The organism is Streptomyces geranii (assembly GCF_002954775.1).
Lineage (GTDB): Bacteria > Actinomycetota > Actinomycetes > Streptomycetales > Streptomycetaceae > Streptomyces > Streptomyces geranii.
Window position 1 is genome coordinate 1 of sequence record NZ_PJME01000066.1, and the last position, 14,440, is coordinate 14,440.

Genomic DNA, 14,440 nt, shown 5'->3' on the forward strand with positions numbered 1-14,440 from the left:
GACGGGCTGGGTAGTCAGCCCGTCCGGCGTTTGAGGACGAGCGCGTTCAGCAAGCGTCAGTCGACGTACCGCGACAGTTCCGCCCGCTTCGGTGGCATCCCGTCCCCCGACGACCGCCCCGTCAGCCGCCGCCCGATCCACGGCAGCAGGTACTGGCGGGCGAACCTCGCGTCCGCCACCCGGCGCGCGCCCCAGCCGGGCGGCGCCGTCGGCGGGGCCGGGGTGCGCCACTCCGGGTCCTCGGGCTCGTGGCCGAGGGTCTGCCAGACCGCTTCCGCGACCCTCCGGTGGCCCTCGCCGGTCAGGTGGAGCCGGTCCACGTCCCACATGCGGGGATCGCCGAGCGACGGAGCACCGTACAGGTCGACCACCACGGCACCGTGCCGGGCCGCGAGGTCGTCCACGCAGGCGAACAGTTCCTCCATGCGGGGCTGGAAACGCTTCAGGACCGGGCCCTGGCGGCCGGGGCTGCGCATCAGCACCAGTTGCTTGCAGGCGGGGGCCAAGCGCTCCACCGACTCCTCCAGGAGGGCACGCACCCTTCCCATGTCGCACTTCGGGCGCAGCGTGTCGTTCAGGCCGCCCACCAGCGTGATCACGTCCGGCTGCATGGCCGCCGCCACCGGCACCTGCTCGGCGGCGATCTGCCCGATCAGCTTGCCGCGCACGGCGAGGTTCGCGTACCGGAAACCGGGCGTACGGGCGGCCATCCGGGCCGCGAGGAGGTCGGCCCAGCCGCGGTACGTACCGTCCGGCAGCCGGTCCGACATGCCCTCGGTGAAGGAGTCGCCGACCGCGACGAGGCTGGTGTATGAGGGGTTCTTCTGCATGGCGACAGAAATAGTAGCCCGTACACATACCCGGCGGTCGGTCGGCCTCTTCAGGGTCTCCTGTGGGCCTCTCCCAAGCCTTCCCCGGCTGCTACGCCCGCTGACCGAACAGCTCCCGCAGCACGTCCTCCATCGTCACCATCCCCGCGAGCAGCCCGTCCTCGCCCTGCACCGCCGCCAGGTGCGTACGGCTGCGCCGCATCGCCGTGAGGACGTCGTCCAGGGGAGTGTCCGCCCGTACGCTCGCGATGGTCCGCATGTCCCGGACCTGGAAGGCGAGGTCCCGGGGTGTCGCGTCCAGGGCGTCCTTGACGTGCAGGTAGCCGGCGATCCTGCGCTCCTCGTCCACCACCGGGAAGCGCGAGAAGCCCGACTCGGCCGACAACTGCTCCAGCTCCTCCGGAGTGACGCCCACGCGCGCGTAGACGACGCTTTCCAGCGGGAGCACGACGTCACGTACCGGCCTGCGGCCCAGTTCCAGGGCGTCGTTGAGGCGTTCCCGCGCGCGGGCGTCGATCAGGCCCGCCTCGCCGGAGTCGCGGACCAGACGGGCCAGTTCGGCGTCGGAGAAGGTCGCCGTGACCTCGTCCTTCACCTCGACGCGCAGCAGCTTCAGGAGTGTGTTCGCGAACGCGTTGATCGTGAAGATCACCGGCTTCAGCGCCCGGGCCAGGGCCACCAGGGGCGGGCCGAGCAGCAGTGCGCTGCGCACCGGCTCCGCGAGCGCGATGTTCTTCGGCACCATCTCGCCGAGCAGCATGTGCAGATAGGTGGCCAGGGCGAGGGCGATCACGAAGGACACCGCGTGGCCCGCGCTCTCGGGGACGCCCACCGCGTGGAACACCGGTTCCAGCAGGTGCGCGATGGCCGGTTCCGCGACCACACCGAGGATCAGCGTGCACAGCGTGATGCCGAGCTGGGCCGCCGCCATCAGCGCGGACACGTGTTCCAGGCCCCACAGGACGCTCTTCGCGCGCCGGTCGCCGTCCGCGCGGTCCCCGTCGGCGCCTTCAGCACCTTCTTCTACGTATTGCTCGATCTGGCTGCGGCGTACGGAGATGAGCGCGAACTCGGCGCCCACGAAGAAGGCGTTGACGACCAGTGTCGCCAGACCGATCAGCAGCTGGACGGTCGTCACTTCGCCTCCTCGTTCTCTTCGTCGCTCTGCGGGAGCGGTGCGTGCAGCAGGACGCGTGCCGCCCTGCGGCCCGACGCGTCCACCACGTCCAGGCGCCAGTCGGCGACCTCGACCGTGTCACCGGCCTGCGGAATCCGGCCCAGCTCGGTCGCCACGAGGCCCGCCAGCGTCTCGTACGGGCCCTCCGGCAGTCGTAGGCCCACGCGCGCGAGCTGGTCGGTGCGGGCGGCGCCGTCCGCGGAGTAGAGGGCGCGGCCGTCGTCGTCCACGCCCGCCGGGTCCAGGTCGGACGTCTCGTGCGGGTCGTGCTCGTCCCGTACCTCGCCCACGACCTCCTCGACGATGTCCTCCAGCGTGGCCACGCCCGCCGTACCGCCGTACTCGTCGATGACGACGGCCATCGTGCGCTTGCCGGAGAGCCGGTCCAGGAGCCGGTCGACCGTGAGCGACTCGGGGACCAGCAGCGGCTCGCGCATCAGCTCGGAGACGGGTACCCGGGTGCGTCGCTCCGCGGGCACCGCCAGACAGTCCTTGATGTGCGCGACGCCGACGACCGAGTCGAGGTTGCCGCGGTACACGGGGAACCGGGACAGCCCGGTCGCCCGGGTCGCGTTCGCCACGTCCTCGCAGGTCGCCTGGGCGTCCAGGGCGACCACCTGGACGCGCGGCGTCATCACGTTCTCCGCGGTCAGGTCGGCGAGGTTCAGGGTCCGTACGAACAGTTCCGCGGTGTCGGGCTCCAGAGCGCCCTCCTTGGCGGAGTGGCGGGCCAGCGCCGCCAGTTCCTGGGGACCGCGCGCGGAGGCCAGCTCCTCGGCGGGCTCCAGGCCGAACATGCGCAGCATGCGGTTGGCCGTGTTGTTCAGGTGCGTGATGAACGGCCGGAACAGCGCGCTGAACCAGCGCTGCGGTGTCGCCACCCGCTTGGCCACGGCCAGCGGTGAGGAGATCGCCCAGTTCTTGGGCACCAACTCGCCCACGACCATCAGGAACACGGTCGACAGCGCCGTACCGATCACCAGTGCGAGCGACGAGGACGCCGAGGCGGAGACGCCGAGCGACTCCAGCGGGCCCGAGATCAGCACGGCGATCGACGGCTCGGAGAGCATGCCGACCACCAGGTTGGTGACCGTGATGCCGAGCTGGGCGCCGGAGAGCTGGAAGGTGAGGTTGCGTACGGCCTTCAGGGCGCTCGCGGCACCCCGCTCGCCGCGCTCCACCGCCCGTTCCAGCTCGCTGCGCTCGACCGTGGTCAGCGAGAACTCCGCCGCGACGAAGGCGCCACAGGCCAGGGAGAGCAGGACCGCCACCAGGAGGAGCAGCACTTCCGTCATCGGGTCACCTCCGTCCCATGGTCGGGCAGGGTCGGGAGGATCGCTCGATATCGAGGGTTGCTGGTGCTACTGGGAGGCTCGCCCATGGGCGGACGCTCACACCTTTCCTGGAAGAGTTCGGAGGACTTTCGGAGGACCTGGGGAAGCAATGATTCCGACAATAGTAAAGGATGCGCAAAGTGGCTCGGAAGCTCAGCTGCTCAGCGGCTTCACCCAGCGCCGCCACTGCTCCTCCCGCCCGTACCCCGCCGCCCGCCACGCCTGCCGGCCGCTCTCGTTGCGCTCCAGCACCATCGCGTCCGCGCGCCGCCCGCCCAGTCGTACGAAGCGTTCCTCCGCGGCGGCCAGCAGCGCCGTGCCGATTCCCTGGCGTCGCCGGTCCGGATGCACCGCGAGCCGGTAGAGGTGGCAGCGCCAGCCGTCGAAACCGGCGATCACGGTACCCGAAAGGACCCCGTCGCGCTCCGCGAGGAGGAGCGCTTCGGGGTCCCGGTCGACCAGTCGGGCCACGCCGTCACGGTCGTCGCTGATGCTGGTTCCCTCGGCGGCCTCGCGCCAGAACCGGAGCACGGTGTCGATGTCGGCGGGGGTGGCGTGGCGGATGTGGAGATCGCTCATGCGACGAGCCAAGCAGAGCGCTCGCCCGTCTGGCGAACCGTTTCCGTCAGGCCGGCAGCTGGAACCGCTGGTTGGTGGTGCCGGTGCAGGACCAGATCTGCAGACGGGCGTTGTTCGCGGTGGACATGTCGGTGACGTCCAGGCACTTGCCCGACACCGGGTTCACCAGGGTGCCGCCGCTACCGGGCCGCCACACCTGGGCGGCGGTGCCGTTGCACTGGAACAGCTGGACCTTCGTCCCGTCCGCCGTGCCCGCGGAGGCGACGTCGAGGCACTTGCCGAGCGCGCGGAGTGTGCCGTCGCCGCCCACGGTCCACTGCTGGGCGTTGGTGCCGTTGCAGTCGTACATCTGAACCGGGGTGTTGTCCGCGCTGTTGGCACTGTCGATGTCCACGCACTTGCCCCCGAGGCCGGTGATCGGCCCGGTGGGCAACTGGGTGCCGGGCTCGATGGGGTTGTTCGCGTTGGTCAGTGTCTCCCAGGCCACGAACAGGTAGTTCGTGCCGGCCGGGCGGCTGCGCTCGGTCAGCGCCTGGGTGTTGGCCATGGCGATGCCCTGCCGTGTGTGCAGGGCGTTGAACCCAGTCTCGGTGACCGGGCCGAGCCCGCGCGCCAGCGGTCCGTCGCCGCACAGGTTCGCCGGTTCCGGAGCCGCGCGGATCTCCTGGGTGGCGTGCCACCCGAGAACCTGCCGGAGCCGCTCACCGACCTGCGGATAGAGATCCGTGCCCTGCATGAGCGCGGTCTCGGCGATGTGCGACATCGAGGCGATGCTGTAGCCGGTGTGCACGAAGTCCCGGCAGGTCTCCTGCGCCATCCCGGTGATGTACCGCGTCGCGGACTCCCAGTTGAAGCCGCCGTCCGGGCTCCGGTGCGGTGTCGGCCCGTCGGACGCGAGGTAGACGAAGGCCGGAACACGCGCCAGATACTGGCTGACGGCCTTGTCGAAGGTGACCCCGTCATTGGTGAAGACGGCGATCCCGATCGAGGCCTCGGCCTCGACGAGGTCCCAGTTGCTGGTCCGGTCGTCGCCGTTCACCACGACGGGCAGGTAGACCGAACGCAGCATGTTCGCGAAGCGGCCGGCGTTCGGCCAGTTCTGGTACTGGTACCTGATGAGTTCGGCGGCCTTGACCCACGAAGCGGCCGACCACGCCGTCTGGATTCCGGTGTTGAGGCCCGTGTGGTTGGTGATCGTGGCCGACCAGGCGTCCATGATCTGGATCGCCTTCCGGGCGTACCGCTCGTCACCGCTGATGGCCCAGGCCAGCGCGTCGGTGTACGCGGCGATGGCGTCCTGCCGTTCGTCGGTGCAGCCGTTGTTCGGATCGCTGCCCATTCCGCAGTCGACGACCGGCCGGGGCGCGGGCACCCGCGAGAGCGAGGCCAGCGGATCGCCGACCATGTCGTCGTAGGCGGCCTTCCAGGGAGCGGCGCCCTGTTGGACCTTGGTCCGCACGAACTCCAGTTGCGTCGAAGTGATGTTGACCCCGGGATGCGCGAAGGTCTGCGGAGCGAACCGCTGTTCGGCCACGGGCGTCGGCGCACTCGGCGCTGCCGCCGAGGCCGTGGTCGTGGTCGTCGAAGTGGCTGAGAGAGACAGCAGTCCCAAGACCGTCGCCAAGGCACAGCGTCTCAGCATCGTGCTCATGTGGGGGAGTTCCCGTCTGTCGAGGGCGAGAGTAGGCGAGAGGAAGCGAAGGACGGTGAGCGCAAGCGCGAGGAAGTCGGGCCTCAGCAGTAGAGGTTGGCGCCCGGGGCGACCCCGAGGATTCCGGTGAACTTCTGGTACGCGCTCACCCGGGCCTGCACCTGCGCGGGGTTCCTGCCGTCGCACTCAAGAGCGCCGTTGATGGCGCGGATGGTCTGGCCGAAGCCCGCCTGGTTCACCATCGCGTTGTGCGGGGTCATCGTCCCGGCGCCGGTCGAGGTGTTCCAGAACCACAGGCCGGTACGCCAGGCCACGGCGGCGTTGTTCTGCACCAGCCAGGGGTTGCCCAGCAGGTCGATGCCGAGCGCGTCGCCCGCCGCCTTGTAGTTGAAGTTCCAGCTGAGCTGGATGGGACCGCGCCCGTAGTAGGCGGCCTGACCGGCCGGGCAGCCGTACGACTGGCTTGCGTCGCAGTAGTGCGGGTAGTTGGCGGTGTTCTGCTCCACCACGTAGACCAGGTGACCGGTCTCGTGGTCGACGTTGGCGAGGAAGGCCGCGGCCTCCTGCTTCCTGACCGTGTCACTGCCGGTCTTCGCGAACCCCGGGTAGGAACTCAGCGCCTGCACCAGCCCGCTGTAGGTGTAGAAGCTGTTCCGGTTCGGGAACATCTGGTTGAACTGGGCCTCGCTGACCACGAATCCGGCAGGGGTCGTACCGCCGCTCGCGGGCGCCGTCCACTTCTGGTTGGGGTTGCCGGAGCAGGTCCAGATCTGCAGCCGGGTGGCGTTGGTGGAGTCGTTCCCGCGCACGTCCAGGCACTTGTCGGCCGCGGGGTTGACGATGTCGCGCGCCGCGGTGACCACCCACTGCTGGTTGGCGCCGCCCGTGCAGTCCCACAGCTGGACGGACGAGCCGTCGGCCGTGCCGTGTTCGACGACGTCGAGGCACTTGCCGAGCGCGCGGAGGGTGCCGTCGCCCGGGTTCGACCAGAGCTGGGCGTTGGTCCCGTTGCAGTCGTAGAGCTGTACGGCGGTTCCGTTGGCGCTGCTCGCCCCGGCGATGTCGACGCACTTGCCGGCCAGCCCGGTGATCCGCCCCTCGGCCGCCGAGGCGGTCGGAGCGGTCACGAACAGGGCGATGACCAGCGCGGCGAGCACGGTGAACACCGCGGACCTGCCGAACAGGCCGTGCCTCGCGGGCAGTTGTCTGAGAGCGGAAAAGGGCATGGCGAACTACTCCTTGTTGAGGACGTGTTGGGGTCGTGCTGCAGTGGTGTCGTTGGGCGGGCGTGGGCCGGCGGGCTACTTGCCTGCCCTGTCCGCCAGTTGGATCAGTTCGAGCGCGGCCGGTCCGGAGGACGCCGGGTTCTGGCCGGTGGCGAGGAGACCGTCGGTCACGACGTACGGCTCGAAGTCGCCGATCTTGGTGAAGTCGGCGCCCCTGTCGATGAGTTCGTCCTCCACGAGGAAGGGCACGACCTTCGTCAGACCCATCGCCTCCTCCTCACCGTCGGTGAAACCGGTGAGCCGTCGGCCCGCCACCAGCGGAGAGCCGTCCGGTTTCACGCAGTGACGCATCGCGCCCGGCGCGTGGCACACCAGGGCCAGGGGTTTGCCCGCCCCGACGATCCGCTCGATCAGCCCGATCGACGTCGGGTCCTCGGCGAGGTCCCACAACGGGCCGTGTCCGCCCGGGTAGAAGACGGTGCCGAAGTCGTCGGCGGACACCGAGTCGAGCCGTACGGTCGTGTCCAGCCGCGCCTCGGCCCGGGCGTCGGCCCCGAACCGGCGGGTCTGGTCGGTCTGGAAGCGCGGCTCGTTGCTCTTGGGGTCCAGCGGCGGGCGTCCGCCCTTCGGGGACGCCAGGGTGATCTCCCACCCCGCGTCCTCGAAGTGGTAGTAGGGCGCGGCCAGTTCCTCCAGCCAGAACCCGGTCCTGCGTCCGGTGTCGCCGAGCCGGTCGTGCGAGGTCAGTACGATCAGGATCCTCATCTGCCCGCTCCCTCCGTCCCGTCGGCCGTGCATCCGTCAGACATCGACGGCCATGACTTCCAGCTGGATGTTGTCGATGTCCCGGAAGACGACCGTCGAGAAGACGAACGGCTCCTTGTTGCTCTGGATGCCGGAGTGCGCGACCCCGATGCTGTCCAGCCAGTCCGCCCACGCCTCCAGACCTTCACGCCCCTCGACCCGCAGGGAGACGTGGTCGAGGCCGGTGCGTACCTCGTCGAACTCCTCGCCCCGGTTGCCGTCGTTGTGGTGCAGGCCGATGGCAAGGCCGGTGCGCGGCTCGATGACCAGTCGGGCGAACCCGGTCCACTCCCGGCCGTAGTGCGGCAGGACGCCTTCCACGAGCGTTGCCTGGAAGACCTTCCGGTACCAGGCGACACTGGCTTCGAGGTCCCGGACGGTGAACGCGAAATGGTGCAGCCCGCCGATGGGCGGCGCGGTCGACTCACTCATGTGTGCCTTCCTGCGAGGTCGGTGAAGCGGAGAGCGCGTGGCGGCTCCCGCCCCACCAACGCAACCGCCCGGGCGTCCACGGCCTGTTGACGGCCGCTCCACGGACGATTGACATCCGTTTCGCCCGTCGGTTCAGGTCGATTCCGGTCGGTTCACGTCGGATCGTCGAGCCGGCGCAGTCTGGTGCGGAGCTGCTCGGCGTCGACATGGGCGAGCCGCTCCAGGATGTCCAGCCCCTCGGCCCACGCGGCGCGGGCCGCGTCCGGGCGGCCGGCGCTCAGATGGGTGTCCCCGAGGCGCATGAGGGTGCCGGAGACGAACCAGTGCATGCCGTCGTGTCTGCGGTAGCGGGCAAGGGCGTTGCCGAAGCCGGTGACTGCCTCGTCGTACTGTCCGAGGTGATGGTGGGCATGACCGATGCTGTCCCAGGTGTGTGCCGCGTGGATGTCGTCCCCGAGTTGCTCGTGCAGGGCAAGCGCCTGTTCGCAGTGGTCGAGACCCTCCCGGTGCTGTCCGAGCAGTACGTGGCACCAGCCGACCGAGTTGAGCGCGGATGCCGTAGCCGTCCGCAGGCGGCGGTCGTCGGCACCGGGGCCGTCATGGGCCCGCAGGAGTGCGAGGGACCGCTGGGCGGCGCCGAGCGCGGCGTGCGGATCGCCCTGCTGCTCCGCCACCCAGGTCAGGACGCGGCAGCTCTCGGCGCAGGCTCTCGTGTCCCCCGATCCGGCGTGCAGCTCGACGGCCCGCTCGACATGGACCCGGGCTTCGTCGAAGCGGCCCAGCCCCGTCGTGGCGGTGCCGAGACCGAGGTGGGCGTATGCCAGGGCGGTCCGGTCGTCCAGCCGGAGCGCCGCGTCCATGGCGGTGCGGTGCACGGCCTCTTCCTCCCGCCACATGCCCTGGAGGTGCAGCTGCTTGGCCAAGGCCCAGGCCAACTGCCAGGTGTGGACGTCGTACCGTCGGCCCGCTGCCTGTTCGACGGTCGCGAGCAGCACCGCCTGCTCCGCGGTGAACCAGGCCGCCGCCTGCCCTGCGTCCTCGCCGAACTCCTCGGCACGCACCCCCTCGGCCGGACGGGGCAGGGAGATCAACGCGCGCGCACGGTCGGTCAGCGCGACCGCCGCATGGGCGGTGTGGAGGTAGTGGTCGAGTATCCGCTGCCGGGCCGCCCGCACCTGCTCGGGCGGATCTTCGCTCTCGCTCAGCTCGGTGGCGTAGGCGCGCAGCAGGTCGTGGGAGGCGTAGCGGCCGGGGGTGGTCTCGTCCACGAGGTGGGCCTGGACGAGTTCGGACAGCAGCCGCCGGGTGTGCGGGCGGGGGAGACCGGCCAGGCTCGCCGCAGCGGGCAGCGAGGTGTCGGGGCCGGGGTGCAGGGCGAGCAGCCGGAACAGGCGGGCGGCATCGGGGGTGAGCGCGTGGTAGGACCAGGAGAAGACGGCGGGCACATCGGCAGCGGTGTCGCTGTCGTGGAACGCGTCGAGGCCGCCGGCGTTCTCGCGCAGCTCGGCCGCGATCACCGCCAGGGGGATGACGGACCGGGTCGCCACGCGGGCCGCGGTGACCGCGAGGGCCAGCGGCAGCCGGGCGCACCGGGCGATGATCTCGTCCACGGCGTCGGGTTCGGCGGCGATCCGGGCGGGCCCGAGGCGCCGGGCGAGCAGCGCGCGGGACTCCGCGACCGAGAGCACGTCGAGGTGCAGGGGGTGCGCGCCGTCCACGGCGACCAGTCCGGCGAGCCGGTTGCGGCTGGTGACGACGACCAGGCAGCCGGGTTCCCCGGGCAGCAGGGGCCGTACCTGCGCGGCGTCGCGGGCGTTGTCCAGCAGCACCAGTACGCGCTTGCCCGTGAGCAGCGTGCGGTAGCGGGCCGCGAGCGCGTCGACGCCCTGCGGCAGTCCGCGCGGGTCGGCGCCCAGGGACTCCAGCAGGGTGCGCAGGGCGTGCTCCGGCGGGACCGGCTGGCCGACCGGGTCGAAGCCGCGCAGGTTCAGGTAGAGCTGGCCGTCCGGGAAGCCGTCGGCGGCCCCGCGTGCCCAGTGCACCGCGAAGGTCGTCTTGCCGACGCCCGCCGTGCCCGCGATGGCGCTGATCACCACGGCACCGCCGAAGGGCAGTCGGGCCACTTCGGCAAGCTCGGCTTCCCGGCCCACGAACACCGGCAGATCGGCGGGCAGTTGGGCGGGGACGGGCACGGGGGCGGCGCGAAGGGCGTGCTCGGGCGGGGCGAGGTCAGGGGACGGGGACAGGAGCCCGGTGTCGGCTCGCAGCACGCGCTGGTACAAGGACTGCAGCGCCGGGCCGGGATCGACCCCCAGCTCGTCCGCGAGCAGCGACTGCGCCTCACGGTAGGTGTCGAGGGCCGCCGCCTGCCGTCCCGAACGGTAGAGGGCGAGCATCAGCAGCTCCCGGAACCGTTCGTCCAGCGGGTGTTCGGCGACCAGCCCGGTCAGCTCCGCGGCCGTCTCCGTGTGGGCGCCGAGGCCGAGTTCGGCGGTGAGCCGGGCCGCCTCCGCGGACAGCCGCAGCTCGTCGAGCCGCTGCCGCTGGGTCTGCGCGTACTCACCCCGCACCCCGGCCAGCGCCGTCCCCTGCCACAGAGCGAGCGCGTCCCGCAGCCGGGCCGCCGAGCCCTTGAGGTCCCGGTCGCGTCGCGCCCGCTCACCCCGGCCGAGCAGTTCACGGAAGGTACGGAGGTCCAGTTCGGCCGCCGACGTACGGAGCTGATAGCCGTCCCCGGTGGAGCGGATCATGGACGACGCGGTGTCCCCGGCGGGTTCCAGCGCCTGCCGCAGCCGGTGGACGTACGTCCGCAGGATGCCGAGCGCGGAGGCCGGCACCCGCGTCCCCCACACCGCGTCGACCAGTCCGCCCGCCGGGACCTGCGCCCCCTCCGCGAGCAGCAGCACCGCCAGCAGCGCCCGTTGCTGGGGCGGACCGAGTTCGATCTCGTCCTCGCCGCGCCACGCTCTCACCGGCCCCAGCAACGAGAACCGTAATCGCTCTTCCACCGGACTGCTCCTCGGGGAACGCGCGTCCGGAGCCGACTTCGACGGCCGGTTTCCGGGCCACCCGAGCGGATGGCTCCCGGAGTGTAAGGCAACCGCACGCCCGGGTTGTGCGCCTTCCTCCCGCCCATGGACGGCAACGCGCCACACGACGGGCGGCACGGTCAAGAGCCCTCCCGCACAGGCGGGTGACCGTTTCCGTGCACGAACGCGAAGGGTTCGCGCACGGAAACGAACCGAACGGTCAGCCTCGGTCGAGGAGTGTCGAGAGGGCCTCCCGCAGCACCGCCCCCGGATTCGCCGCCGCCCCCTCCGAACGCCAGGCCACGAACCCGTCGGGCCGCACCAGCACCGCCCCGTCCAGGCCGACGCCGTGCACCTCCGCCCACTCCAGATCGCTCGCCGAGGACAGCTCGGCGTCGGAACCACTGCCGATCCGGTACGAGGCCAGCGGCACCGCCAGCTCCCGCGCGACGTCCGTCGCCGCGCCGTGCCAGTCGCCGCCGGCGCCCGCCGAGCTGAGCAGGACCAGCGAGCCCTCGTACAGGTCGAGCGTCGAGATCCGGGTGCCCGCGCGGTTCAGCCACATGTGCGGCGCCCGGCTCCCCGGCTCACCCGTCAGCCGTACGCCCTCGGGCACGACCGGCACCGCCGGGTCCGCGCCCACCACCGCGCCCGCCGGATAGCGGTAGCCCAGCGCCACGTTGAGGACACCGCCCCGCTTGCCGCCAGGACCGCCTGGACGACCGCCGGGTCCACCGGGACCGCCAGCTCCACCGGGTCCACCGGGTCCACCCGGCCGGCCCGTCGCTTCGGGCGCCGGTGTGTACCCGGGGTGGCTGTGCTCGACCGACCGTGCCGAGGCCCGGGCGCTCGTCGCCTCCGCGACCGGGCGGCGCTCCAGGTCGTACGACCTCAGCAGCCCGGGACCCGCCCAGCCGCCCAGCACGGCGGCCAGCTTCCAGGCGAGGTTGTGGGCGTCCTGGATACCGGTGTTGGAGCCGAACGCGCCGGTCGGGGACATCTCGTGGGCCGAGTCGCCCGCGAGGAACACCCTGCCGTCCGCGTACCGTTCGGCGACCCGCTCGGCGGCGTGCCAGGGCGCGCGGCCGGTGATCTCGACGTCCAGGTCCGGTACGCCGACGGCCCGCCGGATGTGTTCGCGGCACCGCTCGTCGGTGAACTCCTCCAGGGTTTCGCCGTGTTCGGGGTGCCAGGGCGCGTGGAACACCCAGCGCTCCCGGTTGTCGACCGGCAGCAGCGCGCCGTCGGCGTCGGGGCTGGTCAGGTAGCAGACGATGAACCGCCGGTCGCCGACCACGTTGGCCAGCCGACGCGAGGTGAAGGTGATGCTCACGTTGTGGAACAGGTCGCCCGGACCGCTCTGCCCGATGCCGAGCTGCTCGCGGACGGGGCTGCGCGGACCGTCCGCCGCGACCAGGTAGTCCGCCCGGATCGTCGTGTGCTCACCGGTCTCCCGGCTCTTGACCTGAGCCGTCACTCCCTCCGGGCCCTGCTCGAACGACATCAGCTCGGTGGAGAACCGCAGATCCCCGCCCAGCGCCCGCGCGCTCTCCAGCAGCACCGGCTCCAGGTCGTTCTGGCTGCACAGGCACCAGCCGCTCGGGCTGAACCGGGCAAGGCCGCCACCCGGGTCGATCTCCTTGAACAGCCACTCGCCGACGTCGCCCGCCAGGCCCGGCGTCTGCAGGATGCCGTGGTTGTCCGCCAGGACCGACGCGGCCTCCTCGATGCGCCGCTCCACCCCGGCCACCCGGAACAGCTCCATGGTGCGCACGTTGTTGCCGCGCCCACGGGGGTGGATCGAGGTGCCCGAGTGGCGCTCGACGAGGGTGTGCGGGACGCCGAGACGCCCGAGGAACAGGGAGGTGGACAGGCCCACCAGGGAGCCGCCGACGATCAGGACGGGTGTGCGGTGGCCGACTGCGCCGTCGGCCTCTTCCGTTTCCGTGCGGTTCATTGACTGCCTCCAGTTTCTGCCGGTGTCTGCCGGGACGTGGGTCGGCGAGGGGACGCACCTGCACAGTGCGGGCCGGGAAACCGTTTCGCCCGTCAGGGGCACCCAGATGGCGCACGGTTCACTCGCCCGACCCCGTGGAAGTCGCGCACAGCGCAACTCCCGTCAACTATCGGCTCATGGCGGCCGGTCCCCGACGGCCACGAAGGCAGCACGACCGCCCTCGGAGCACGACCGCCTTCCACCACGAATGGCCTTCCACGACGAAGAGGAGAGGTGCGCCGGATGACCAACACGGGACGCATATCGCAGTCAGCGTTCGACGGCTCCAGGCTGCGGGTGATCCTGCTGCTCGACCTGTACGAAGGAGCCCAGCAGCAGTTCCTGGACGCGTACGAACTCATGCGCAACCAGGTCGCGTCCGTCCCCGGTCACCTCAGTGACCAGCTCTGCCAGTCCATCGAGAACCCCTCGCAGTGGCTCATCACCAGCGAGTGGGAGAGCGCCCCGCCCTTCCTCGCCTGGGTGAACAGCGAGGAGCACGTCGAGACCGTACGGCCGATGCACAGCTGCGTCCGGGACACCCGGTCGATGCGCTACAGCATCCTCCGCGAGACCACGCCCAACGCCCCGCTCACCCCGGAACAGGCCTCCGCGGCCATGCAGGTCACGGCCCGCGTCGGCGACGGAGTCGCCCGCCACGCCCTCACCTTCACCGTCAAGCCGGGCTCCGAGTCCAAGGTCGCCGAGATCCTTGCCGGCTACACCTCGCCCGAGGCCCAGGTCGACGACACGACCCGGCTGCGCCGCACCTCCCTCTTCATGCACGGCAACCGGGTCGTCCGGGCCGTCGAGGTCGAGGGCGATCTGCTCGCCGCCCTGCGCCACGTCGCCCGGCAGCCCGAGGTGCGGGCGGTCGAGGAGGCCATCAACCCGTACCTGGAGCAGGACCGGGACCTGTCCGACCCCGACTCCGCGCGGGTCTTCTTCACCCGGGCCGCGCTCCCCGCCGTCCACCACGTGGTCTCCGGAGCCGAGCCCCCCGCCGGACTGCGCCGGCACGCGCTGTACTACCCGGCGAAGGAAGGCCGGGGCATGGACCTGGCCAAACTGCTCGCCCACCAGGACGAGGAAGCCGCCGACGACCCCACCTCCCCGGTGTACGGAAGCACCGTCTTCCAGCGGGATGACATCGTTGTCCGACTCGTCGACCTCACCGGCGAACTCGACGCCGACCCCGTCTCCTCCCTCGGCCTCAAGGGCCCCGGGAAGGCGGCCGAGCTTGAGCGGCTCCTCGACGGTCCCGCGATCGGTGTCGAGGGCTCCTTGGAGACGGACCGCAACATCAACCGCCTCCTGTCGCACGCCGACATGATGCCCGTCACCGACCGCAGCTCCGCCCGTTCCTGACGGACCGCTGCCCT

The 14,440-nt window shown here is 71.2% G+C and carries 11 protein-coding genes and 1 pseudogene; 1 reads left to right on the forward strand and 11 read right to left on the reverse strand.

The annotated features are described in order from the left end of the window. Positions 1 to 56 precede the first annotated feature (56 nt). The 11 genes and pseudogenes from CW359_RS40735 to CW359_RS40780 form a co-directional block, all read right to left on the reverse strand. A complete protein-coding gene (locus CW359_RS40735; RefSeq protein ID WP_105975294.1) occupies positions 57 to 830 on the reverse strand; it encodes an SGNH/GDSL hydrolase family protein in 774 nt (257 codons plus the stop codon). A gap of 91 nt (positions 831 to 921) precedes the next feature. Beyond that, entirely contained in the window at positions 922 to 1,968 is a 1,047-nt protein-coding gene (locus tag CW359_RS40740) for a hemolysin family protein (protein ID WP_105975295.1), read from the reverse strand. Continuing rightward, positions 1,965 to 3,302 carry a hemolysin family protein gene (locus CW359_RS40745; RefSeq protein ID WP_105975296.1) on the reverse strand — a complete coding sequence of 446 codons (1,338 nt, stop codon included), beginning with the start codon at positions 3,300 to 3,302 and terminating at the stop codon, positions 1,965 to 1,967. The genes CW359_RS40740 and CW359_RS40745 overlap by 4 nt, the downstream gene beginning before the upstream one ends. 192 nt (positions 3,303 to 3,494) lie before the next feature. After that, complete coding sequence (locus CW359_RS40750; protein WP_105975297.1) at positions 3,495 to 3,920, reverse strand: GNAT family N-acetyltransferase; 426 nt, start codon at positions 3,918 to 3,920, stop codon at positions 3,495 to 3,497. Positions 3,921 to 3,966: 46 nt separating this feature from the next. Further along, positions 3,967 to 4,353: a ricin-type beta-trefoil lectin domain protein gene (locus CW359_RS47740; protein ID WP_269805624.1), complete on the reverse strand. Its 387-nt coding sequence runs from the start codon at positions 4,351 to 4,353 to the stop codon at positions 3,967 to 3,969. Positions 4,354 to 4,371: 18 nt separating this feature from the next. Then, a pseudogene (locus CW359_RS40755) lies at positions 4,372 to 5,559 on the reverse strand (alginate lyase family protein); the annotation flags it as partial. Between the two features lie 95 nt (positions 5,560 to 5,654). Next, positions 5,655 to 6,797, reverse strand: coding sequence for a chitinase (locus CW359_RS40760; RefSeq protein ID WP_105975299.1), 1,143 nt, complete (start codon positions 6,795 to 6,797; stop codon positions 5,655 to 5,657). A gap of 75 nt (positions 6,798 to 6,872) precedes the next feature. Beyond that, the gene (locus tag CW359_RS40765) at positions 6,873 to 7,562 is read right to left on the reverse strand and encodes a type 1 glutamine amidotransferase domain-containing protein (protein WP_105975300.1); all 690 of its coding nucleotides are present in this window, start codon (positions 7,560 to 7,562) and stop codon (positions 6,873 to 6,875) included. 36 nt (positions 7,563 to 7,598) lie between these two features. Next, positions 7,599 to 8,033, reverse strand: a complete 435-nt coding sequence (locus CW359_RS40770) for a VOC family protein (RefSeq protein WP_105975301.1) — start codon at positions 8,031 to 8,033, stop codon at positions 7,599 to 7,601. A gap of 152 nt (positions 8,034 to 8,185) precedes the next feature. After that, positions 8,186 to 11,041 carry an AfsR/SARP family transcriptional regulator gene (locus CW359_RS40775; protein ID WP_232838820.1) on the reverse strand — a complete coding sequence of 952 codons (2,856 nt, stop codon included), beginning with the start codon at positions 11,039 to 11,041 and terminating at the stop codon, positions 8,186 to 8,188. Between the two features lie 241 nt (positions 11,042 to 11,282). Further along, positions 11,283 to 13,019, reverse strand: coding sequence for an FAD-dependent oxidoreductase (locus CW359_RS40780; protein ID WP_105975303.1), 1,737 nt, complete (start codon positions 13,017 to 13,019; stop codon positions 11,283 to 11,285). Between the two features lie 282 nt (positions 13,020 to 13,301). Between CW359_RS40780 and CW359_RS40785 the strand changes: the two genes are divergently transcribed. Continuing rightward, positions 13,302 to 14,426 (forward strand): SchA/CurD-like domain-containing protein, encoded by a 1,125-nt coding sequence (locus tag CW359_RS40785; RefSeq protein ID WP_105975304.1) that lies wholly within the window; start codon positions 13,302 to 13,304, stop codon positions 14,424 to 14,426. Positions 14,427 to 14,440: the final 14 nt, after the last annotated feature.

Coding starts and splice junctions, on each gene's coding strand:
- CW359_RS40735 (WP_105975294.1), bottom strand. CDS start 830: ATGCAGAAGAACCCCTCATACACCAGCCTCGTCGCGGTCGGCGACTCC.
- CW359_RS40745 (WP_105975296.1), bottom strand. CDS start 3,302: ATGACGGAAGTGCTGCTCCTCCTGGTGGCGGTCCTGCTCTCCCTGGCC.
- CW359_RS40750 (WP_105975297.1), bottom strand. CDS start 3,920: ATGAGCGATCTCCACATCCGCCACGCCACCCCCGCCGACATCGACACC.
- CW359_RS40760 (WP_105975299.1), bottom strand. CDS start 6,797: ATGCCCTTTTCCGCTCTCAGACAACTGCCCGCGAGGCACGGCCTGTTC.
- CW359_RS40765 (WP_105975300.1), bottom strand. CDS start 7,562: ATGAGGATCCTGATCGTACTGACCTCGCACGACCGGCTCGGCGACACC.
- CW359_RS40770 (WP_105975301.1), bottom strand. CDS start 8,033: ATGAGTGAGTCGACCGCGCCGCCCATCGGCGGGCTGCACCATTTCGCG.
- CW359_RS40780 (WP_105975303.1), bottom strand. CDS start 13,019: ATGAACCGCACGGAAACGGAAGAGGCCGACGGCGCAGTCGGCCACCGC.
- CW359_RS40785 (WP_105975304.1), top strand. CDS start 13,302: ATGACCAACACGGGACGCATATCGCAGTCAGCGTTCGACGGCTCCAGG.